Source organism: Streptomyces sp. NPDC091292 (assembly GCF_044757265.1).
Lineage (GTDB): Bacteria > Actinomycetota > Actinomycetes > Streptomycetales > Streptomycetaceae > Streptomyces.
In genome coordinates this window covers 110,572-132,890 of sequence record NZ_JBIVUQ010000018.1, presented here as the reverse complement: position 1 = coordinate 132,890, position 22,319 = coordinate 110,572, and the positions used below count along the sequence as shown (strand labels likewise).

General features: G+C 71.9%; 18 protein-coding genes. 6 read left to right on the top strand and 12 right to left on the bottom strand.

Translation table 11 applies throughout. From position 1 onward, the window contains the following. Positions 1–167 precede the first annotated feature (167 nt). Positions 168–1,166: a hypothetical protein gene (locus tag ACIQNU_RS34510; RefSeq protein ID WP_401373889.1), complete on the bottom strand. Its 999-nt coding sequence runs from the start codon at positions 1,164–1,166 to the stop codon at positions 168–170. Positions 1,167–1,456: 290 nt separating this feature from the next. Between ACIQNU_RS34510 and ACIQNU_RS34505 the strand changes: the two genes are divergently transcribed. From ACIQNU_RS34505 to ACIQNU_RS34495, 3 genes are read left to right on the top strand one after another with little or no spacing between them, the layout of a single operon-like run. Continuing rightward, positions 1,457–2,899 carry an FGGY family carbohydrate kinase gene (locus tag ACIQNU_RS34505; RefSeq protein WP_401373887.1) on the top strand — a complete coding sequence of 481 codons (1,443 nt, stop codon included), beginning with the start codon at positions 1,457–1,459 and terminating at the stop codon, positions 2,897–2,899. Next, positions 2,896–4,320: an FAD-dependent oxidoreductase gene (locus ACIQNU_RS34500; RefSeq protein ID WP_401373885.1), complete on the top strand. Its 1,425-nt coding sequence runs from the start codon at positions 2,896–2,898 to the stop codon at positions 4,318–4,320. The genes ACIQNU_RS34505 and ACIQNU_RS34500 overlap by 4 nt, the downstream gene beginning before the upstream one ends. Next, positions 4,314–5,570, top strand: a complete 1,257-nt coding sequence (locus tag ACIQNU_RS34495; protein WP_401373959.1) for an NAD(P)/FAD-dependent oxidoreductase — start codon at positions 4,314–4,316, stop codon at positions 5,568–5,570. The genes ACIQNU_RS34500 and ACIQNU_RS34495 overlap by 7 nt, the downstream gene beginning before the upstream one ends. Here ACIQNU_RS34495 and ACIQNU_RS34490 read toward each other — a convergent pair. Beyond that, positions 5,492–7,375: a flavin-containing monooxygenase gene (locus ACIQNU_RS34490; protein WP_401373883.1), complete on the bottom strand. Its 1,884-nt coding sequence runs from the start codon at positions 7,373–7,375 to the stop codon at positions 5,492–5,494. The genes ACIQNU_RS34495 and ACIQNU_RS34490 overlap by 79 nt on opposite strands. A 174-nt stretch (positions 7,376–7,549) precedes the next feature. On the opposite strand from ACIQNU_RS34490, the gene ACIQNU_RS34485 reads away from it, so the two are divergent. Beyond that, a complete protein-coding gene (locus ACIQNU_RS34485; protein ID WP_401373882.1) occupies positions 7,550–8,602 on the top strand; it encodes an SMP-30/gluconolactonase/LRE family protein in 1,053 nt (350 codons plus the stop codon). 15 nt (positions 8,603–8,617) lie between these two features. On the opposite strand, the gene ACIQNU_RS34480 is transcribed toward ACIQNU_RS34485, so the two are convergent. The 3 genes from ACIQNU_RS34480 to ACIQNU_RS34470 form a co-directional block, all read right to left on the bottom strand. Further along, the gene (locus tag ACIQNU_RS34480; protein ID WP_401373880.1) at positions 8,618–9,208 is read right to left on the bottom strand and encodes a TetR family transcriptional regulator; all 591 of its coding nucleotides are present in this window, start codon (positions 9,206–9,208) and stop codon (positions 8,618–8,620) included. A 64-nt stretch (positions 9,209–9,272) separates the two neighbouring features. Further along, positions 9,273–10,037, bottom strand: coding sequence for a crotonase/enoyl-CoA hydratase family protein (locus ACIQNU_RS34475; RefSeq protein WP_401373878.1), 765 nt, complete (start codon positions 10,035–10,037; stop codon positions 9,273–9,275). A 58-nt stretch (positions 10,038–10,095) separates the two neighbouring features. Further along, positions 10,096–11,112, bottom strand: a complete 1,017-nt coding sequence (locus ACIQNU_RS34470) for a YbhN family protein (RefSeq protein ID WP_401373877.1) — start codon at positions 11,110–11,112, stop codon at positions 10,096–10,098. 138 nt (positions 11,113–11,250) lie between these two features. On the opposite strand from ACIQNU_RS34470, the gene ACIQNU_RS34465 reads away from it, so the two are divergent. Further along, a complete protein-coding gene (locus ACIQNU_RS34465) occupies positions 11,251–13,158 on the top strand; it encodes an ABC transporter ATP-binding protein (RefSeq protein ID WP_401373957.1) in 1,908 nt (635 codons plus the stop codon). An 18-nt stretch (positions 13,159–13,176) separates the two neighbouring features. Here ACIQNU_RS34465 and ACIQNU_RS34460 read toward each other — a convergent pair whose 3' ends face one another. Genes ACIQNU_RS34460 through ACIQNU_RS34430 form a run of 7 tightly spaced genes read right to left on the bottom strand, consistent with a single transcriptional unit; the run spans position 13,177 to position 21,385 of the window. Further along, a complete protein-coding gene (locus tag ACIQNU_RS34460) occupies positions 13,177–13,764 on the bottom strand; it encodes a hypothetical protein (protein ID WP_401373876.1) in 588 nt (195 codons plus the stop codon). 19 nt (positions 13,765–13,783) lie between these two features. Then, positions 13,784–15,670, bottom strand: coding sequence for a prolyl oligopeptidase family serine peptidase (locus ACIQNU_RS34455; protein WP_401373874.1), 1,887 nt, complete (start codon positions 15,668–15,670; stop codon positions 13,784–13,786). Between the two features lie 2 nt (positions 15,671–15,672). Continuing rightward, positions 15,673–16,734, bottom strand: a complete 1,062-nt coding sequence (locus ACIQNU_RS34450) for an ABC transporter ATP-binding protein (protein ID WP_401373873.1) — start codon at positions 16,732–16,734, stop codon at positions 15,673–15,675. Positions 16,735–16,748: 14 nt separating this feature from the next. Beyond that, positions 16,749–17,783, bottom strand: coding sequence for an ABC transporter ATP-binding protein (locus ACIQNU_RS34445; protein ID WP_401373871.1), 1,035 nt, complete (start codon positions 17,781–17,783; stop codon positions 16,749–16,751). Next, positions 17,783–18,700: an ABC transporter permease gene (locus ACIQNU_RS34440; protein ID WP_401373869.1), complete on the bottom strand. Its 918-nt coding sequence runs from the start codon at positions 18,698–18,700 to the stop codon at positions 17,783–17,785. The genes ACIQNU_RS34445 and ACIQNU_RS34440 overlap by 1 nt, the downstream gene beginning before the upstream one ends. Then, on the bottom strand, positions 18,697–19,665 hold the full coding sequence (locus ACIQNU_RS34435; RefSeq protein WP_401373867.1) for an ABC transporter permease: 969 nt from the start codon (positions 19,663–19,665) through the stop codon (positions 18,697–18,699). The genes ACIQNU_RS34440 and ACIQNU_RS34435 overlap by 4 nt, the downstream gene beginning before the upstream one ends. Positions 19,666–19,672: 7 nt before the next feature. Beyond that, positions 19,673–21,385: a peptide ABC transporter substrate-binding protein gene (locus tag ACIQNU_RS34430; RefSeq protein WP_401373865.1), complete on the bottom strand. Its 1,713-nt coding sequence runs from the start codon at positions 21,383–21,385 to the stop codon at positions 19,673–19,675. Positions 21,386–21,573: 188 nt separating this feature from the next. Here ACIQNU_RS34430 and ACIQNU_RS34425 point away from each other — a divergent pair, with 188 nt between their 5' ends. Further along, positions 21,574–22,305 carry a TetR/AcrR family transcriptional regulator gene (locus tag ACIQNU_RS34425; RefSeq protein ID WP_401373863.1) on the top strand — a complete coding sequence of 244 codons (732 nt, stop codon included), beginning with the start codon at positions 21,574–21,576 and terminating at the stop codon, positions 22,303–22,305. The last annotated feature ends 14 nt before the right edge of the window (positions 22,306–22,319 follow it).

The following is a 22,319-nucleotide window of genomic DNA, read 5'->3' as shown; positions in this document are numbered from 1 at the left end:
GGAAGGAAAAACAGGAGAAGGGGAAACAGGGGAAGGGGGCAGGAGATGGGGAAAGGGAATATCGGTGGTGCGCGAGGCCGGTCGTGCGAAGGCGCGAAGCGCGGTGCCCGGCCGGCCTCGTCAGGGGGCGCGGCGAGTGGCGGCGGGTCAGGGCCCGCCGTGCCGGTTCACGGACGGCCCCGGCCGCGGCCCGTGCCGAGACAGCGCGCGCGGGCCTGCGTGAACAGCTCGACCGCCGCGGCCGAGTCACCCGCGTCGGGCGTACGGTACGACCAGGGCACGGGCGTCCAGTACGGGCCCAGGGCCTCGAACACCCGGGCGCCGTCGGTGAATTGCAGCGCACCCCACAGGGCGTGCGCCAGATGGTTCAGATCGAGGAGGGAACTCTCCTCCGGCTCCACATGGTCGAACCATCCACCGAGCGCGCGCAGCGCCTCACGCGTCGCGTCCTCGGCGACCCAGTGCAGATCGAGCGCCGACTCCCGGCCACCCTCCCTGCGATACCGCTCCACCCGCACATACAGCGGCAGCACGTGCAGCGCCGAACCGGGCCCCGCCGAAGTCACCGCCCACTGCACGAAGTTGACGGCCTCCGACAGCCTGCCGCCCGCCCGGCGCACATACATGAACTGGAGCATCCGGTGGTACGCCTCGCGGTTGTGCGGGTCCCGCTTGTCGGCCTCGGCGAGCAGACCCCACGGCCCGTACGGCAGCATCGGCTCGGGCGGCGCCGCCCGGTGCTCCTCCATCTGCTGCCCGGTGTCGAGCGGTGCGAGCGCCAGCAGACACACCCAGGGCACCGGGTCGTCGGGGGCCGCGTGCGCCGCGAGCCGGCACGCCTCCCACGCCTGCTGCCACAGCTCATGGGTGTGCCGGTGCTCCCCGCGATGCGCGCGCAGGGTCCGCTCGACGGCCACCCGGCCCTCCATCACGGCCGCGGACACACTGCGGGGCTCCTCCGCGCGCCACGCCTGCACCAGATCCGTGCCGGCCGCCGCGGCGGCGAGCACCTGGGTGCGCTGCGTCCACAGGGAGCGGTCGGCGGTGGAGTCGAGCAGATTCCGCATCGACACCCAGCGACCCGCCCGCAGATCCTGGAGCGCGACACGCAGCCCGGCGTCGTGCCCGGCGGGGTGGTAGGCGGGGCGGAAGCCGTCTCGGGACATCAGGGCCGCGCCCCCGTGAGGCCCGGAGGGACGGTGTTGGACAACAAGGGTCCTCCGCGCTTTCGGTGGGGGGATGCGATGGACGGGCGACAGTGTAGAGGGGCGACTTCCACTTACCGGGCGGTTTACCGATCTTACTCGCGTGAGATCCATCGCCTCGCTCAACAGTGGTTCTTTCAAGGGAAATTGACGGAGCGTCTGATCTGGGTGCTTGACGGGCGGCCGTACGCGGGAGGAGGCTGACGCGCGATGATCACCGAACGCGGCTGCGCGCGCCCCGGGAGCGGACGATGACGGCACCCGTCCTGGCCGTCGACCAGGGCACATCCGGCACCAAGGCGCTCGTGGTCTGCCCGGAGCGCGGAGTGATCGGCACCGGCACCGCGGAGGTACGCCCCCGCCATCTGCCCGGCGGCCTCGTCGAGGTCGATCCGGCCGAGCTGTACGGTTCGGTGGTCGCCGCCGGGCGCGCCGCGCTCGCCGCCGCCGGTGAACCGGTCGCCGCGGTGGGCCTCGCCAACCAGGGCGAGACCGTACTCGCCTGGGACCGCGCCACCGGACAGCCGCTCACCGACGCGCTCGTCTGGCAGGACCGCCGCGCCGAGACGGTCTGCGCCGACCTCGCGCCCCGCGCCGACGAACTGCGGCAGCTCACCGGACTGCCCCTCGACCCGTACTTCGCGGCGCCCAAGATGGCGTGGATCCGCCGCCACCTCACCCGCGACGGCGTGGTCACCACCAGCGACGCGTGGCTCGTCCACCGGCTCACCGGCGCGTACGTCACCGACGCGGCGACCGCGGGCCGTACCCAACTGCTCGACCTGGACCGCGTCGACTGGTCCCCGGCCGCGCTCGACGCCTTCGGCCTCAGCGGCGAACACCTTCCCGAGATCGTCGACGCGGCCGGACCCGTCGGCACCACCCGCGCCTTCGGACCCGAACTCCCGCTCACCGGGCTGCTCGTGGACCAGCAGGCCGCGCTCCTCGCCCAGCGCGTCACCGCACCGGGCGCCGCCAAGTGCACGTACGGCACCGGCGCCTTCCTGCTCGCCCAGACCGGCGACCGGCCACGGCGCGGCGCGTCAGGGCTCGTCAGTTGTGTCGCCTGGCGCCTCGCCGGGAGGACCAGCTACTGCCTCGACGGGCAGGTCTACACGGCCGCTTCGGCGGTCCGCTGGCTCACCGACCTCGGGGTGATCTCCGGCGCCGCCGACCTCGACCCGGTCGGCTCGGCCGTACCCGACAGCGGCGGCACCACCTTCGTGCCCGCGCTCGCCGGGCTCGCCGCGCCCTGGTGGCGCGGCGACCTGCGCGGCACCCTCACCGGGCTCGGCCTCGACACCACCCCCGGCCATCTGGTGCGCGCCCTCTGCGAGGGCATCGCCGCGCAGGTCACCGCACTCGCCGACGCCGCCGCCGAAGATCTCGGCACCCCGCTCACCGTGCTGCGCGTGGACGGCGGGCTGACCCGCTCGGCGCTGCTCATGCAGACCCAGGCGGATCTGCTGCAACGCCCCGTCGAGGTCTCGGCGCTGCCCGACGTCACCGCGCTCGGCGTCGCCGCGCTCGCCCGGATGGGGCTCGACCCGGAGGTCGGCGTGGACGACGCGGTGCCCGCGTGGCGTCCGGTCACGGTGTACGAGCCCCGGATCACGGCGAGCGAGGCGGCGGAGCGGCTGGCCGGGTTCCGGGCGGCCGTGGACACCCTGATCCGCTCCGGAAGCTCTTCATGACCGTCACCAGGTCGGGCGCGCTGCCGGACACCCCGTACGACGTGACCGTGGTGGGCGCGGGGGTCGTCGGCTCGGCGATCGCCCGTGAGCTGGCCCGGTACCGGGGTGCCGTCGACGGTCGCCCGCCGCGTATCGCGCTGGTCGAGGCGCGGGACGACGTCGGGGACGCGACGTCGAAGGCCAACACCGCGATCCTGCACACCGGATTCGACGCCGTGCCCGGGTCCCTCGAAGCCCGGCTCGTGCGGGACGGCGCGCGCCGCCTCACCGCCTACGCGGCCGACTGCGGCATCCCCGTCGAACGGGTCGGCGCCCTCCTCGTCGCCTGGGACGACGAGCAACTGGCCGCGCTGCCCGCGCTCGCCGCCAAGGCGGAACGCAACGGCTGCCACGACACCCGCACCATCGGCCCCGACGAGGTCCGCACCCGCGAACCGCACCTCGGTCCCGGTGTGCGCGGCGCCCTCCACGTGCCCGGCGAAAGCATCATCTGCCCCTGGACCACGACCCTCGCCTACGCCACCCAGGCCGTCCGCGCGGGCGTCGACCTGCACCTGAACTGCCGGGTGGAACAGGTGGACCAGGCGGCCGGCGCGCACGAGCTGACGACGAGCCGGGGCGTTCTGCGTACCCGTTACCTCGTCAACGCCGCCGGGCTGCACGCCGACGACCTCGACCGGCGGCTCGGCCACGACGACTTCACGGTACGCCCGCGCCGCGGCCAGCTCGTCGTCTACGACAAGCTCGCCCGTGACCTCGTCCACCACATCCTGCTGCCCGTCCCCACCGCGCTCGGCAAGGGCGTCCTCGTCGCGCCCACGGTGTACGGCAACGTCCTGCTCGGGCCGACCGCCGAGGACCTGGAAGACAAGGGCGCCACCGGATCCACCGCCGAAGGGCTCGCCCTGCTGCGGGAGAAGGGCCACCGGATCCTGCCCGCCCTCGTCGACGAGGAGGTCACCGCCGTGTACGCGGGGCTGCGCGCCGCCACCGAACAGGACGACTACCAAATCCGGGCCCACGCCGAACAGCGCTACGTCACCGTCGGAGGCATCCGCTCCACCGGCCTCACCGCTTCCCTCGCCATCGCCGCGTACGTCACCGATCTCCTCGCCGAAGCGGGCCTCGACATCGGAACGCCCGAGGACCTGGAGCCCGTACGCATGCCCAACCTCGGCGAGGCGTTCCCGCGCCCGTATCAGCGCGCCGAACTGATCGCCGCCGACGCCGAGTACGGGACGCTCGTGTGCCACTGCGAGCGGGTGTCCCGGGGCGAGATCCGCGACGCGCTCGCCTCCACCGTGCCGCCCGCCTCGCTGGACGGGCTGCGCCGCAGGACGCGGGCGCGCGCGGGCCGCTGCCAGGGATTCCACTGCGGCGCCGCGGTACGGGACCTCTTCGAGCGGGGGCGGAAATCGTGAACGGCTCCCGCAGCGTCGATGTCCTGGTCGTCGGCGCCGGACCCGCCGGTCTCGCCGCAGCGGCGCGGCTCGCCGAAGCCGGTGCGGGCCGGGTCGAGGTCCTGGAGCGCGAGCGGCGCCCCGGCGGCGTGCCGCGCCACTGCTTCCACGGCGGCTTCGGCACCGCGAAGCGGCCCGCCGACGGACCCACCGCCGCGCGCCGCTGGATCGACACGGCGGTCCGTGCCGGAGCCGAACTCCGTACCGGCGTCACCGCGCTCGGCTGGGCCGGTCCGCTGGCCCTGGACACCACGAGCCCCCGGGGACCCGAAACGGTCACCGCACGGGCCGTCGTCCTCGCCACCGGAGCCCGCGAACGCCCGCGCAGCGCACGCCTCGTACCGGGCAGCCGACCCGCCGGGGTCCTCACCACGGGCGAGTTGCAGCAGTCGGTGCATCTGTACGGGCTCGACATCGGGCGCCGCGCGGTCGTCGTCGGGGCCGAGCAGGTGGCCTACCACGCCGTGGACACCCTGCGCGGCGCCGGAGTCGACGTCGTCGCGATGGTCACCGATCTGCCCCGCCACCAGGCGTCGGCCGCGCACGCCCTCGCCACCCGGCTGCGGCATCGCGTCCCGCTGCTCAGCGGCGCGACCGTCACCGAACTCGTGGGCAGGGGACGCCTCTCCGGGGTCGCCGTCCGCCGTGACGACGGCAGGGCCATGACACTCGCCTGCGACACGGTGGTGTTCACCGGCGACTTCACGCCCGAGCACGAACTGGCCCGGCGCGGTGGCCTCACCGTCGATACCGGCACGCGGGGACCGGCCGTCGACGCCGCCTTCCGTACCTCGCGGCCCGGCGTCTTCGCGGTGGGGAACCTGCTGCACGCCGTGGAGAGCGCGGGCACGGTCGTCCGCGAGGGCACGCTCGCCGCCGAGTACGTACTCCGTCATCTCGCCGACGGCTCCACCTGGCCCGCCGAAAGGCCCGTACCGCCCGTACGGATCGAGGCCGCGGCGCCGCTGCGCTGGATCGCCCCGAACCGCGTCGACCCCGAACTGCCGTCCCCCCGCCCCTTCGTACTGCGCACCACCCGCTTCCTCGACCGGCCCACGTTCGTGGTGACCCAGGACGGCAGGGCGCTGCACCGGGAGCGCACGTGGCGAACGGCCGTACCGAACAGGTCCGTTCACCTCTCCGGGGCGTGGACGCGGGGTGTGGACGCCGGGGAAGGGACGGTCCGGGTCGAGGTGGAGGGCGTGTCGTGACGGCGCGTCCGGAGGATGTCGCCCAGGGACTCCTCGCGCCATCGCTGGAGGAGTGCGTGGAAGGCGACGGCGCCGTGCGGGTAGGAGGTCGGGCCGTTCGGCCGGCCTCGCCCTTCGCGGTTGTAGTAGCCGGGGGTGCACTCGGCGTGGAACCACTCGTGGTCGGGGGCGTCGGCGGCCAGGGTGGCGATCCAGGAGTCCTCGGCAGCGCGTGACGGTTCGACGAGGGCGCCCTCGGCTTCGGCGGCTGCGACCAGGGCGGCGGCGTGCACGGCCTGCTCGTCCAGGATGTGCGTGTAGTTGACGCTGCTGGCGTTCTGCATGCTTCCCATCTGGATCAGGTTCGGGAAGCCGTTGCACGTGAAGCCGTGCAGGGTGCGCGGGCCCTGTCGCCGCCACACGTCAAGGAGCGGGGTGCCGTCCCGGCCGTGGACGGGGAGCTTGCCGGAGAGCACGCCGGAGGTGCCGACGGAGAAACCGGTGGCGAAGATCAGGCAGTCGAGAGCGTAGGTGGTGTCGCCGACCACGACGCCGTCCGCGGTCACGCGCTCGATGCCGTGGGTGTCCGCGGTGTCGACCAGGGTGACGTTGTCGCGGTTGAACGCCGGATAGTAGGCGTCCGAGAAAGTGGGGCGCTTGCAGGCGTAGCGGTACCAGGGCTTGAGCCGGTCCGCCGTGTCCGGGTCGGTGACGATCTGCTCGACGCGGGCGCGGAGTTCGTTCATCTTGGCGGCGTCGGCGGCCTCGTAGGCGGCCTCGAACCCGCTCAGGTCCCCTGGGCGGCGGAAACTTGTCAGCTTCTCCAGAAGCCCGGCCGACATCGTCCACCGGTCCGCGACGAGGTCCTGCTCGGCTCCCTCGCCGGAGACGATACGGAGATAGTTCTCGCGGCGCCGACGCGCCCAGCCGTCGTGCCCCGCGCCGACGTCCTCTGCGCTGGTGCGGCGGTTGGCGCGCACGTCCACGGTGGACGGGGTGCGCTGGAAGACGTAGACGCGGGCGGCGTCATCGGCCAGCTTCGGGATGACCTGGATGCCGGTGGCGCCGGTGCCGACGATGCCCACCCGCCGGTCCGCGAGACCGGTCATGCCGCCGTCCGGGGTGCCTCCCGTGTAGGCGTAGTCCCACCGGGACGTGTGGAAGGTGTGGCCCTTGAAGTCCTTGATGCCGGGTATCCCGGGGAGCTTCGGCTCGGAGAGCGTGCCGGTCGCGGTGACGACGTAGGTGGCCCGGAACGCGTCGCCCCGGTCGGTGGCCACGATCCACATCTCGGATGCCTCGTCCCAGGTCAGCGAGGTGACCACGGTGGAGAAGAGGGCATCCGGGTAGAGATCGAACTGCCGTGCCACGCGCACCGCGTGACGGCGGATCTCCTCGCCGGGGGCGTACTTCCACTCCGGCACGTACCCGGTCTCGTCCAGCAGCGGCAGGTAGACGTGCGCCTCGATGTCGCAGTGGACGCCCGGGTACCGGTTCCAGTACCACGTCCCCCCGAAGTCGCCTCCCGTCTCGACGATCCTGACCCGTGCCACGCCCTGCTGCCGCAGCCGCGCCCCGGCGAGGATGCCGCCGAATCCGCCGCCGACCACGGCGACGTCGACCGTGTCGTGCAGCGGCTCGCGGTCGGCGACCTCTCCCGTGTACGGATCGGCGGCGTAGTAACCGAACTCGGCTTCGGCGTCGGTGGCCAGGTACTGGCGTGCGCCGTCGGGCCGCACGCGCCGCTCGCGTTCGCGGTGGTAGCGCTGCCTCAGCGCGGCGAGTTCGTCGGGGGCCGGGGTGTGCGGGGTGTGGGGGGTCGACACGTGGGGGGCCTCGATCCTTCGGGCTGCGGTGGGGTGGCCGCTCCGGGGGAGCGCGGCCGTCCGCTACGGTAACAACTACCGGACAAGGGTGTCCGGTTGGAGTGTCGGCGCACCTCGGTATCCGGCCAGAGTGCGTCCGGGCATCGCCCCACCCGTCGACAGGAAGAGCCCCCCATGCGACGACTCCCGATCCGATCCCTCGCCGTGCTCACCGCGATCGGTGCGCTGGCCCTCACGGGATGCGGTACGGAAACAGGTACGGGTACAAGTACAGGTGCGGGCGCGGGCGCAGGTGCTCGCGGCGACGAGGCGGCCTCCGCCGGCACCGGCCGGACCCTCACCGCGCAGAAGGTCATGCAGGTGACGAAGGTGCACGAGGAGACCGGGATGACCCTCCTGGAGGGCCCGGTCTTCGCCCCGGACGGCAGCCTGCTCGTCGTGGACGTCACCGCGCCCGAGGGTAAGCCCAAGGTGATACGTGTGGATGTCCGGAAGAAGACGTCACGGGCGGTCCACACCGATGGCCGGGGCGCCTACACCTCGGCGCAATTCAGCCCGTACGACGGACGGATCTACCTGACCGACTTCCACGGCGAGGTCGTGAGCCTGGCCCCGGACGGTACGGATCCGCGGACCTTCTTCTCCGGGGAGGTCGACGGCGCGCCGATGAACCCCGACGACATCGCCTTCGACCAGGACGGCAACCTCTATCTCAGCGACTCGCGCGGCCTGTCCGAGGGCGAGGCGCACGGCCGCGTGGTGCGGATCGACCGCGACGGCGGGAAGGCCACCGTCCTGGCAGACGGACTGGCCGCGACGAACGGCATCTCCTTCGACGCGGACTACCGGGGGCTGTGGTTCAGCGAACTCACCGAGAACCGGATCTCGTACCTGCGCCTCGACGAGGACGGGAAGGTGGTGTCCCGGCACACCGCGATCCGCGTCGACGGCGGCATCGCCCAGACCGACTCGATCGCCGTGGACGCGGACGGCAACCTCTACCAGGGGCTGCACGGCAGGCCCGCGATGATCGTCTACAGCAAGCACGGCGAGCGCCTGGCGACGGTGGAGATCCCCGGCCGCGCCGAAGGACTTGAGTCGGCGACGAACGTGGCGATCACGCCTGGCGGGACCAGGGCGTACATGACCGTCAGCGGGCCCGCCGGGGGCTATCTGTACGCCTTCGACGCGCTGGCGGAGGGCGTCCGCCAGTCCAACGGCGGCTGACCCCGCCCGCCGTCCTCACCCCTCGAAGGGCCGCACCGGTCCCACCTCGACACCGAGCAGCCGCCACGCGGCCAGCGCCCGAAGCTCCCGTACCTCGCGGGTGGGGCCGGTGACGGCGCCGGAGACCATGGCGACGGCGAGCATGAGGTCGCTCGCCCCGGCCAGCGGATGACCGTCCGGCAGGTGTCCCCGCAGAGCGTGCTCCACGCGTTCGGACAGGGACATGGCGTGCGTGATCATGCCGGAGCGGCTGGTCGCCACGTCGGCGTGCAGGAGGCCGATGAAGGCGGCCGACTCCCTCAGATGCCAGGTCAGCACGCCGAGGACTCCGGCGCAGGTCGCGTCCTGCGCTGCCGCCGCCCGCTCGATCTCCCGTACGTTCTCCTCCAGAACCGCGCTCGTCACGGCGGCCCGGTCGGGGAAGTGCCGGTAGAGCACGCCCTGTCCGACACCGGCCCGGCGCGCGATGGCGGACAGTGGAGCGTTCAGGCCGTACTCGGCGTAGATCTCGCGGGCGGCGGCGACCAGCGCCGCCCGATTACGGGCAGCGGCCTTGGGCCCGTGGTTCGCGGGTCGCCGCCGGTCCGGTACGGGGTGCTGCGTCACCCGGGAAGGGTACCGGCCGGACGGGCCGGCCCCACCTGCCGTCAGATGTCCCCGAACCCGCCCGTCAGATGTCCCTGAAGTCCCCGTGGCGTCCCGCGCCCGCCGTGAAGCGGGCCGCGCCCTCCAGGCTCCGCGCCAACACGCCCATCCCGTGCCGGAGTTCGCCCGCCATCGCCGCCGCCTCCTCCTGTCCCTCCTGTTCCAGCACCGACGCCCGGTCGGCGCGCAGGCACTCCTGCGGGAAGCGGGCGATGCCGGCCGCCAGCGCCTCGGCCTCGGCGCGGGCCCGCCCCGGCGGCACCACCCGGTTGGCGAGGCCCATCGCGTGCGCCTCCGCTGCCGGGACCGGGCGCCCGGTGAGGATCATGTCCATCGCGTGACTGGTGCCGATCAGCCGGGGCAGCCGTACCGTGCCGCCGTCGATCAGCGGAACGCCCCAGCGGCGGCAGAACACACCGAACACGGCGTCCTCTTCGGCGACCCGCAGATCGCACCAGAGCGCCAGCTCCAGGCCGCCCGCCACCGCGTGTCCGCTGACCGCGGCGATCACCGGCTTCGACAGCCGCAACCGGGTCGGACCCATCGGCCCATCGCCGTCGGTGGCGACCCGGTTGCCGCGCTCCGTACCGATCGCCTTGAGGTCCGCGCCCGCGCAGAACGTGCCGCCCTCACCCCACAGCACCGCGACACGCGCCGTCGGATCCGCGTCGAACTCCCGGAAGGCGGCGACGAGTTCGGCGGCGGTCGGACCGTCCACGGCGTTGCGCGCCTCGGGGCGGGAGAGGACGACCGTGGTGACGTACTCCTGGCGTTCGACCCGGACGGGCATGGCGGTGACCCCTCTGCTTCGGCTTCCGCCGTGGGGGTACGGCGGCCCGGTGAGGCTCTCAGATCACCTTGAGCCGCACCAGCACCCCGAGCGTGAGGGCCCCCGGCAGCAGAGGCAGCCAGACCGTGATGATGCGGTACGTGAGGACGACCGCCGTCGCCACCGCCGCGTCGCCGCCCGCCGCGACCAGGGTCACGATCAGCGCGGCCTCCACCGAGCCGAGCCCGCCCGGTGTGGGTACGAGTGCCACCGCGACCGTCGCCGCGAGATAGGCGACCGCCATGTGCGCCGCCGGGATCTGGAGCCCCAGCGCCTGTCCGACCGCGACGAGCCCTGCGGCCTGGAGCGCCGGGAAGGCCAGCGAGCCGCCCCACAGTGCGAGGGCCCGCGCGGGCCTGGTGTGGACGCTGCGGGCCTCGCCGAGCGCGGTCCGCAGGAACGACACGGCCGCCGTCCTCAGCCGGCGCACCAGGAGCAGGACCGCCGCCGCGACGACCGTCGCCACCGCGACCGCCAGCAGGAGCGGGCCGACCGCGCCCTCGGGCAGCAGGGTGCTCAGGCGCAGGGCGCTGGGGAAGGCGAGGAGCAGGGCGATCAGGAGGGTCACGCGGCTGATGGCCTCGGCGAGTATGTACAGCGCCAGCGCGGCCGACGAGCGGGCCAGCGGGATGCCGCACACCGTCATGAAGCGGAGGTTCACGGCGCTCGCGCCGAGTCCGGTCGGCAGCAGGTGGTTCGCGGCGCCGGCCGCGAACTGCGTGGCCAGCAGCCGGAACACGGGCATCCGCTCGACGACGGCGCCCTGCCGGGTGACGGCGGCGGCGACCCAGGCGAGACAGGTCGTCGTGGCGGCGGCGAGCAGCCAGGGCCACTCGCCGGTGCCGAGCTTGCCGAAGCCCTCGGTGAGGACTGTCCAGTGCTGTACGGCCACCACCGCGACCAGCGCGAGCGGCAGCAGGCAGAGCACCTGCCGGACGGGCAGACGCCGGGGAAAGCGTCCGGGGAGCCGGGGGATGCGTCGGGGGAGCGCGGGGGACACGCGAGCGGCCGTCACATCCAACGAGGTTTTCCGCATCGGACCAACGTGGGGTTGCGAGCGGGCGGACGGGCGCCGACACGCCGGTCAACTACGTGTGCGGGGGGTGATGTCAGGTGTGCGGCCACCCCCGCTTGACCTCAAGGTTGCTTGAGGTCCTACGGTCCTCGCATGAGTATGGAGACCACGGCGTGGACGCAGTTGCAGAGTGTCATGCACGCCCATCAGGACCGGCGGCCCTTCGCCCGTGCGACGCTGCGCCGTATCGCCGCCTTCGCCCGGCCGCACCGCCGCCGTATCGTGCAGTTCGTTCTACTCGGCATGGTGACCGCGCTGCTCGCGGTGGCCACGCCGGTCCTCGCGGGGCGGGTCGTGGACGCGATCGTGACCGGCGGGTCCGCCCGGTCCGCCGAGAACACGGCCACCGTCGTCCGCCTCGCGCTGCTCATCGCGGTGATCGCCGTCGCGGAGGCGGCGCTCGGTCTCCTCAACCGGCGTCTGTCGGCGACCCTCGGCGAGGGGCTGATCCTCGATCTGCGGACGGCCGTCTTCGACCACGTCCAGCGGATGCCGGTCGCCTTCTTCACGCGTACCCGCACCGGCGCCCTCGTCAGCCGACTCAACAACGACGTGATCGGTGCCCAGCGTGCTTTCAGCAACACGCTCTCCGGTGTCGTCACCAATCTGGTGACCCTGCTGCTCACCCTCGCCGTGATGCTCACGCTCTCGTGGCAGATCACGCTGCTCGCGCTGGTCCTGCTGCCGGTGTTCGTGGTGCCGGCGCGCCGGATGGGCACCCGGATGGCACGGCTCCAGCGGGAGGCGGCGCATCTCAACGCCGCGATGGGCACACGGATGACCGAGCGGTTCTCGGCGCCGGGGGCCACGCTGATCAAACTGTTCGGGCGGCCCGACGACGAGTCGGCGGAGTTCGCGGCGCGGGCCCGGCGGGTGCGGGACATCGGCGTACGGACCGCGATGGCGCAGTCCACCTTCATCACGGCCCTGACCCTCGTCTCGGCGCTCGCGCTCGCCCTGGTCTACGGACTTGGCGGCTTCTACGCCCTGCGCGGCAGCCTCGAACCCGGCGCGGTCGTCGCCCTCGCACTGCTCCTGACCCGGCTGTACGCGCCGCTGACCGCGCTCGCCGGGGCGCGTGTCGAGGTGATGAGCGCCCTCGTCAGCTTCGAGAGGGTCTTCGAAGTGCTCGACCTCAAGCCGCTCATCGCGCAGCGGCCCGACGCCCGGCAGGTCCCCGAAGGCCCGGTCGCCGTCGAGTTCGACGACGTCCGCTTCGGCTACCCCTCCGCCGACAAGGTCTCCCTCGCGTCGCTCGAAGAGGTCGCCTCACTCGACGGGCGGGGCGGCGCCGAAGTCCTGCACGGGGTCTCGTTCCGCGCCGAACCCGGCCAGACCGTCGCCCTCGTCGGCTCGTCCGGGGCGGGCAAGTCGACCATCGCGCAGCTCCTGCCCCGCCTGTACGACGCGGACGCGGGCGCCGTCCGGATCGGCGGCGTCGACGTACGCGACCTGTCCGCGGACTCCCTGCGTGCCACGCTCGGCATGGTCACGCAGGACGGCCACCTCTTCCACGAGTCCGTCCGCGCCAACCTCCTGCTCGCCCGTCCCGGCGCCACCGACGACGAGCTGTGGGACGTGCTGGGGCGGGCCCGCCTGGACGACCTCGTGCGGTCCCTGCCGGACGGGCTCGACACCGTCGTCGGTGAACGCGGCTACCGGCTCTCCGGCGGCGAACGCCAGCGCATGACCATCGCCCGGCTCCTCCTCGCCCGCCAGCGCGTCGTCATCCTCGACGAGGCGACCGCCCATCTCGACAACACGTCCGAGGCGGCGGTCCAGGCGGCCCTCGCCGAGGCCCTGGCGGACCGGACGGCCCTGGTGATCGCGCACCGCCTGTCGACGGTCCGCACGGCGGACCAGATCCTGGTCATCGAGAACGGTCTCGTCGTGGAACAGGGCACCCACGAAGACCTGTTGACCCGAGGGGGCCGCTACGCGGAGCTGTACCGCACACAGTTCGCGGACGACGACCCGCTGACGGAGAGCACTCCGGCACCGGTATAGGCGACTCTCCGGTGCGGGTCACTCACCGGAGTGGTGCTCCAGGAAGTCCGCGACGAGGTACGGCGGGTTCGCGGCCTCCGTTGCCTCGACCTCCCAGCCGGGGCAGTCCATGTCGAACAGGACGATCGGCACCTCGTGCCCGAGGGCCGCGGCGACGCTGCCCTCGGCATGCAGGTGCCGCGCCAGCTCGACGCAGGCATCGGCGAAGTGCCGATAGAGCAATTCGTCACTGGCCTCCTGCTCCGCCTCGTCCTGCGTGTCGCCCGAGGGATCGTCGTCGTACCAGAGCCCCCGCGCCCGCACTTCCTCGACGTAGAGCCGGCTGCCGACAGGATCGTCCTCCAGATGCCCGAGCGCTTCGAACCCTTCGAGCAGCCAGTACGCGTACTCCCAGCGAGCCGTGCCGGGATCGGAGGACTCTCCCCCCAGCACGCGCCGCACCTCACTCTCGGTGTTGAACCCGATGGCCACATACGGATACCGAGGATCCTGCTCCCGCCGCCAGACCCGGAACGACACCACATAGATCTCACCCTTGACCGCCCCAGGAAACCCTTCCAAAATCCGCCGGGCCTCCCGCCGAAGGTGTTCCTGAAACGCGGTCACGGGGCGGCTCCTTCGTCGCTCAGGTCGTCTGCGGTGGCTGCGGTGGTGGGGTCACCGGGGAGTGGGACCAAGGGGTGCCGTTCAGGGCTGACCTGAGCAAGGCTCTCATGTGGGTGTGGTCCGTTTCGGACTTGGTGCGGCTTGTTGTTTCGTGGCCGCCCGTGTACCAGTCCACCACGACGTCGCCGCCCGCGGCCTCCAGGGCGCGGGCGTAGCCGTGCACCTGGGCGGGGGGTGTGCGGGTGTCGTGGGATGCCTGGCTGATCCAGACCGGGGCGCGGACCTGGTCGACGTAGGTGATCGGTGAGGAGTGGCGGTAGCGGTCGGGGACCTCTTCGGGGGTGCCGCCGATGAAGTTGCGCCAGGCCGGCCGGAGCGCCGGGTTCATGTCCCGGTAGCCGGTGACCCAGTCCGCCATCGGGACGAACGCCAGTCCGCCCGCGAAGAGTTCGGGCAGCCGGCCGAGCGAGAGCAGGGTGAGGAAGCCGCCGTACGAGACGCCGGTGACGAAGACCTGGTCCTTGTGGGCGTAGCCGTCGTCGACGAGTCGGTGCACCGCCGCCTCGATGTCCTCGATCTCCCGGTCCCCGACGGTGCCGAGGAACCCCTCCCGGAAGTCGCGGCCGAAGGTCACGGAGCCCCGGTAGTTGAGCGCCGCGTACCCGACACCGTCCGCGAGCCACGCCTGCGCCTCCGGCGAATAGTGGTCCACGGTGACCATGTTGGGGCCGCCGTGCAGGTACAGGACCAGCGGTCCCGGCGCGGTGGCGTTCGGCGGGCTTGCCGCCCAGAGTTGTACGTCCGTCCCGTCGGCCGACGTCACCGTGAGGGACCGCAGAGGTGTGCCCGCCGGACCGGGCGGACCCGTGAGCGGCGAGGTCAGGTCCCGTGTGCCCGACCGGTCGATCCGCAGCACACTCAGCGGCAGGTCGAACCGCTGCCGCAGCAGCCGTATCTCGTCGTCGGCCCCGTAGTGCGACGCCCAGATGTGCAGATGTGTGTCGGCCACGTCGGGTTCGAAGTACGCGCCGTCCGGGTGCGGTACGGCCGCGAGACCGCCGGTCGTCAGGTCGTACTCCAGGACCCGGTGCACCCCGGCGTCGACATGGACGGCCAGGATCCGGGTCGCGCCGGGGGACCAGTCGAGCGCGACCACGTCACCCCGCAGTTCGGGCGCTTCCACGTCCACGCGGCTGCCGTCCAGGGGATTCCATACGCAGGGGCGGGCGTAGCCGCCCGCGCGCTCGGTGCTGACCAGGATGCGCGGGTCGCCGGGCACCGGCGAGAACCGCAGGCCGCGTACCGGGGCGTCCGGGCCATCGCTGAGGGTCGCCGTGAACTCCGGGTCGTCGATGCCGACCACGGTGACCGCGAAGCGGCGTATGCCCGGGTTGTGATCGGTGGTGTCGACGGAGGCGAACCGTCCGTCGGCGGAGATCAGACCGTTCCACGCCTCGTTCGGCGAGGAGTACAACACCCGGGGATCCGTGGGCCGTTCACTGTCGGCCAGCAGGAGGCGGAAGCCCTCGGAGGAGACGGCGGTGAGGACGATCCGGGTGGAGGAGCGCGTCACATCTATCCCCCGCAGAACATACGGCGGCAGGCCGGGAGTGAGATTCGTGGCCGCCGAGCCGTCCAGCGGGGTGTGCCAGACATGCCCGACCTCGGAGCCGTGATCGTCGCGCAGGATCAGCGCGGCCTTCCCGTCCGAGGTGAGCACCGACTCCTGCACATCCCCGAAGTCACCTTCCAGATAAGTCAGTTGATCGCGGGCGACATCCCACAGGGCGAGTCCGGGTCCGTCCTCCGTGTCGGTGACGACCAGTTCCAGGTCTCCCTCGCCGCGCCCCCTGCGCAGCGTCTGGAACCGGCGGGCGTGAAAGTACTGCTGCCAGGTGACCGTCATGGTCACACTCCATTTCCGGTCGAGGCGGCCGAGGCCGCGGAGGTCGGGGAGGTGGTCGCGGCCGTGGGTGCGTCGGTGCGGTCCGGGTAGTGGCACGCCGCCCGGTGCCCGGCGCCCACCTCGACCGGCGGCGGAACGGTCGACGCGCACAGCTCCGTCGCCATCCAGCAGCGGGTACGGAAACGGCACCCCGACGGCGGAGACATCGGGCTCGGCACGTCACCGGTCAGCACGATCCGCCGGCGGGCCCGTTCGACCCGCGGGTCCGGAACGGGCACCGCCGACAGCAGCGCCCGCGTGTAGGGGTGCGCCGGACTTTCGTACAGCGCGTCGACCGGCCCGTGTTCGACCACCCGGCCCAGATACATCACCGCGACCTCGTGACTGATCTGCCGGACCACCGACAGATCGTGGGCGATGAACAGATAGCTGAGACCGAGGTCCCGCTGAAGGTCCTCCAGGAGATTGATCACGCCCGCCTGCACACTGACGTCCAGCGCGGAGACGGGTTCGTCGAGGACCAGGATCCCGGGCTCGACGGCGAGCGCGCGGGCGATACCGATGCGCTGCCGCTGCCCGCCGGAGAACTCGTGCGGAAACCGGTCGGCGTGCGCCGGGTTCAGCCCGACCAGCTCCAGGAGTTCCCCGACCCGCCGCGCGGTGTGCCCCTCGTGCAGCCCGTGCACGGTGAGCGGTTCGGTGAGCAACGCCCGTACGCTCATACGGGGGTTGAGCGAGGCGTACGGGTCCTGGAACACGAGTTGCACCGTGCGGCGCAGGCGGCGCAGCTCGGCGCCCTTGGCCGCGGCGACATCGATACCGCCCGCGATCACGTCACCGCTCGTCGGCCGCACCAGCCGGACCAGCGTGCGCCCGAGTGTGCTCTTGCCGCAGCCGGTCTCGCCGACCAGGCCCGTGGTCCGGCCCCGGGGCACTGTGAGACTGAGCCCGGCGACGGCCCGTACCGATCCGGTGTGGCCGCCGAGCCGCTTCGTGAGCCGGTAATCGGCCACCAGGTCCCTGATCTCGATCGCCGGGCCGTCGGCCGCCGCGGTCTCTGTCACAGCCGCTGTCGTGGTCACCGTCCCACGCTCGCAATCTCGTGCACCCGCACGCAGTTGGTGGTGTGACCCGGGGAGACCTGAGTGGTCGCCGAGGTCGCCGAGGTCACGGAGGAGCACACGCCCGGGTCGGCGTGGGCGCAGCGCGGCTGGAAGGGGCAGCCCGCTGGACGGGAGTGCGGCAGCGGCGGCTGCCCCGGGATGGGGTGCAGCCGTCCGGTCCTGCGGTCGACGCGGGGGAGTGCGGCCAGCAGTCCACTGGTGTACGGATGCGCCGGCTCGTAGAAGATCGACTCGACCGGGCCCTCCTCCAGCTTGGCGCCCGCGTACATCACCATGACCCGGTCCGCGAGCCCCGCCACCACGCCGAGGTCGTGCGTGATGAGGAGCACCGCCGTACCGGTCCCCTGCTGCACCCGCTCGATGACGTCGAGCACCTGCGCCTGCACGGTGACGTCGAGCGCCGTGGTGGGCTCGTCGGCGATCAGGATGTCGGGGTCGTTCGCGATGCCCATGGCGATGAGGGCGCGCTGACGCATACCGCCGGAGAACTCGTGCGGGTACTGGTCGAGCCGGGTCGCCGCCGAGGCGATGCCGACCAGGTCGAACAGCTCCTCGGCCCGCCGCCGCAGCTCGCGCGCGGTCCGGTCCGGGTGGTGGACGAGGACGGCTTCGGTCAGTTGCGCGCCGACCGTCATCATCGGATTGAGCGCGGACAGCGCGTCCTGGAAGATCACCGCGATGTGCCGCCCCCGGATCTCCCGCATCCGGCCGTCCGCGAGCCCCAGCAGCTCCCGGCCGCGCAGCCGGACCGACCCGGTCACCTCCGCGGAACGCGGCAACAGGCCCATCAGCGCCATCGACGCGGCGCTCTTGCCCGAACCGGACTCCCCGACGATGCCCAGGGTCTCCCCGGGGCCGACGTCGAAGCTGATCCCGTCCACGGCGGTGACCGGCCCCTCGTCACTCGCGTAACGCACCGTCAGATCCCTGACCTGGAGCAGGGGTTCCCCGCCCGGCTGCCGCACCTCCGGGTCCCGTACCTCCGGCATCAGTGCCTCCCCTGAGGGTCGAAGGCGTCGCGCAGACCGTCGCCGACGAAGTTCACCGCGAGCACGGTGAGCAGGATCGCCGCGCCCGGCGCGTACAGCAGATACGACTGCGAGGTGCCGACCATCCCGGACGCCTGGCTGAGCATGTTGCCCCAGCTCGACCGGGGTGGCTGCACACCGAATCCGAGGAAGCTCAGGGTGGATTCGAGGATCACCGCACCGGCCACGGACAGCGACACATTGACGACGATCACACCGAGCAGGTTCGGCAGCAGATGGCGCCAGAGGATGCGCAGATCGGAGACCCCGAGGACTCGTGCCGCGTCGATGTACTCCTTCTCGCGCAGACTGAGCACCTGGGCCCGCACCACCCGGGCGATCAGCGTCCAGCCGAGCGCCGTCAGCACCAGGACGATGGTCACCGGCGAGGAGCCGAGCCCCTGGATGGCCAGGGCGAGCACGGCGATCGCGGGGACCACCAGGAACAGATCGGTCACTCGCATCGTCCACTCCTCGGCCCAGCCCCCGAGATATCCGGCGAGCCCGCCCAGGACGGTGCCGACCGCGGTGGACAGGACCGCCACGCTCAGCCCGATCGCCAGTGAGATCCGGCCCGCGTACAGCACCTCGCTCAGATAGTCGCGGCCGAGCTGATCGGTGCCCAGCCAGTGCGCGCCGGACGGCGGCGTCGCGCCGAGGAGGACGTCCTGCGCGTTACGGGGGTACGGGGCCACCCAGTCGGCGCCGAAGCAGCCCACGGCGAGGGCGACCAGTACGAACAGGCCGACGACGGCGAGACGGTGCCGCAGGAACCGCCTGAGCGTGGTCCGCCTCGGGCCGGGTTCGGTGCCGTCCGGCGCGAGCGCGCCGGCGGACGGCGGCGGGGTGGGGGGCGACGCTGTGCTGGGGGCGTTCATCTCAGGACCACCCGTGGGTCGAGGAGGGCGTAGGCGACATCGGCGAGCAGGTTGAGGAGGATCATCGCGAGGGCGACCACGAGCATCCACGGCACCAGCGTGAACACGTCCCCGGCCAGCATGGAGTCGAGGAAGAGCCGGCCCATGCCGGGGATCGCGTAGATCTGCTCGGTGACCACCAGACCGCCGAACAGCAGCGCCGCGTCCATCGCGACGACGGTGACCAGCGGGGCGACGGAGTTCCGCAGCGCGTGCCGGACGAGGATCCGGTGCCGAGGGACCCCCTTGGCGCGCGCGGTCCGCACATAGTCCCCGGACAGCGATTCCAGGAGGGAGGCGCGGCTGAACCGGGACCAGCTCGCCACCAGGCTGACGGTGAGCGTGAGGACGGGCAGCGCGAGATGCCGGAAGTAGTCGAGGTTCAGTCCGCTGCTGCCCGGTGAGTGCAGCCCGACGAAGTACAGCGGCGGTTGATCGAGGCCGAACTGCTGCTGCGGCCAGACCGCGAGCACCTGGATGAGGATCAGCCCCACCCAGAACGGCGGCATCGCGATCCCGAGGTACGACAGCGTGGTGAAGGTGTAGTCGCCGAGCGAGTACTGCCGGGACGCCGAGTAGAGGCCGATGGCGACGGCGAGCAGCACCGCGAACAGGACGCCCCAGCCGATGAGTTGCAGGGTGGTGCCGAGCGCGGAGCCGATCATTCCGGGCACCGCGCCACCGGTGCGGGTACTGGTGCCCCAGTCACCGGTGACGAACGCCTTCATCCACAGCCCGTACTGCTCGGTCACCGAACGGTCCAGACCGAGCCGGGCGGTCTCCCGGGCCAGCGCGGCCGGGTCCTGGCTCTGGCGCAGCTTGGCCAGCGGATCGAAGGTGGCCCGCACTGCCCAGAAGAGGATGAACGACGCCACGGCGAGGACGGGGACGGAGTACAGCAGCCGTCGGGCGAGAAAGGTCAGCATGGCGGTGTCACTCGGCCCTTCCCCAGTCGGCCAGGTTCCACCAGGGGCCCTCCACCGGGTTGATCGAGAGGGGGCCGCCGACCCGCTTGTTCCACAGCAGCACGTTCGGGATCGCGCTCAGCGGCAGCGAGGGCACCTCGTCGGCGATGATCCGCTCGGCCTTCAGCGATTCCGTCCGGCGCGCCGTGTCGTCCATGGCCGCCGCGACATCGCCGAGCAGCGGATCGAGGGCGGGGATGCGGACCCGCATGAAGTTGATGCCCGCGTTGCCGTTGGCCGCCGACGGGATGGCCTCGGAGCGGAAGCTGGCGCCGAGCGACGGCTCGGGGAAGGTGTCGACCAGCGTCCACAGGCCCAGGTCGAAGTCGCCGGCCGGAGCCACCTTGGCGAACAGGTTGGCGGCGCTGGTGTTCTTGATGCTCATCGCGAACCCGGCCTTCTCCAACTGGGTCTGGAGGATCTGCTGGGTCAGCTCACGCCGCTTGTTGCCGGCCATGGAGGTGATGGTGAACCGGGCCTTGCGCCCGTCCTTGGCCCAGATGCCGTCGCCGCCCTTCGCCCACCCGTCCGCCTTCATGATCTCGTCGACCTTCGTGAGATAGAGGGAGTACTGGGAGAAGTCCGTGCCCGCGTACCGTGAGACGAGCGGCGAGTTGAAGCTCTGCGCGGGCTCCTTCACGCCCAGCGGTCCGTACAGCCGCTCGACGAGCGCCTCGCGGTCGATCGCGTAGGAGACCGCCCGGCGCACCGGGGCGGAGTCGAAGGGGAAGCGCGCGTTGTTCATCCACAGCGCTTCGAGGCTTCCGGTGCGGGCCTCGGTCCGTACGGACGCGTTCGGCAGCCCCGACTTGATCTGGTCGATCACATCCATCTGCGGCGACGGGTACAGCGCGTCGAGCTGACCGGTGCGGAACGCCTGGAACGCGGCGGCCGTGTCACTCGTGAACTGGAACGTCACCTTGGACAGGTGCGGCTTCTTCCCCCAGTAGCGGTCGTTGGGAACCAGCGTCAGCGAGGTGCCCCTGACCCACTTCTCCAGCTTCCACGGCCCACCGCTGAACTGGTAGCCGTCCTTCATCGCCGCCGTACGGTCCCTGCCGTCGAGGAGATGGCTGGGCAACACCCCGTACGAGCCGCTGAACAGACCCTTCCAGCTTCCGTAGGGCCGCTTCAGGGTCACCACCGCGGTCCCCGGATCGGGGGTGGCGACGGACGCGATCTCCGTGTAGCCGGTCTTGTCGAAGATGTTCTTGCCGTCACGGATCTGGAGAGCCGTGTACTTCAGGTCCGCCGAGGTGATCGGCTTCCCGTCCGACCAGACGGCCTTCGGGTTGAGCCGGTACGTGACCGTGGGCCGGGCGCCTTTCGAGACGACCGGGTCCGACGCCATCAGCTCGGAGGCGACGGGCACCCAGTCCGCGCCCTTCCGCCGTACGTCGAAGACGCGGGGGATCGTCTGGGTCTGGAAGATGTACGTCCCCCAGATCGAGGCGCCGCAGGTGCCGATCCAGTCCGCGCAGTCGGGTTCCTGCTCGGCGCCGAAGACGAGACTGCCGCCTTCGCGGACGGCCGTCGTGGCCGAATCCCGGCCGTTCGCGGGGCCGGCCGGGGTCGTGGTGCAGCTCGTCAGGGCGAGCCCCAGCGCGACGACCGCGACCGGCACGGGTATCGGAATCCGTCTGCCCGAGCCCGGGGAACTGCTGCTCAGAGGGTGGTTCATGGTGATCGACCTTCCCTGGCACGCGTCCCGACGGGCCGCGGTGAGCGACATCGTAGGTAGCTGCCACATTCGTAGCAAGGGTTGTAGGCAGTCCGATAGTCAATGCCATTGACTTGCGCCGTTGCCAAGGCGTGGGGCAGGGTCGGGCCCTGCCCCACGGCCGACGACGGCCTCACAGGAGGAGACCCATGGCCCCCCAGCCCTCAGGCGGCGGATCCCCCCGCGCCCCGCGTCCGCGACTCCCGCGAGCCACCCTCAGCAGGCAGGTCATCCTCGACGCGGCGGAGCGCCTGGCGAGCCGCGAAGGGCTCGGCGCGCTGACCTTCCAGGCGCTGGGCCGGGAGGTCGGAGCCCATCCCACCTCCATCTACCGGCACTTCAGGGACAAGGACGAACTGGTCCTGGAGCTGATCGACACGCTGCGGTCCCGGTCCTACGGGGGCAAGTTGGAGGCGACCGACTCCTGGCGGGACGATCTGCGCAGCCTGGCCCGCCACATTCACGAGCACTATCTGCGCTATCCGCAGTTCGCCCTGGAGATGGCGGCGCGCACCACACGCCGGCCGACCGAGTTCGTCAATGTCGAAGTGGCCCTCGACGCCATCCAGCGGGCCGGACTCGAAGGCGCCGAAGCGACCATGTTCCTCAGGGTGTTCGGGAACGTGGTGCGCTCCCTGGCGAGCATGGAGGCCGGACTCCTCGCCCTCGACCCCGAGACCCGCGAACGTGACGCGCTGGCCTGGGAGTTGGAGTACCGCCAGCTGCCCGCCGACCGCTATCCGCGGATCGCCGCCGAGGCGGACCGGTTGAACAGCATCGGTGACCCCCGGGTGTTCGACGCGGCGATCGAGCTGTTCCTCGACGCCCTTGAGGCCCGTCTCGCGGAGAAGGCGCGCGGGGCGGTGGACGCGGGCGGCTGACCCGGGCGGCCACC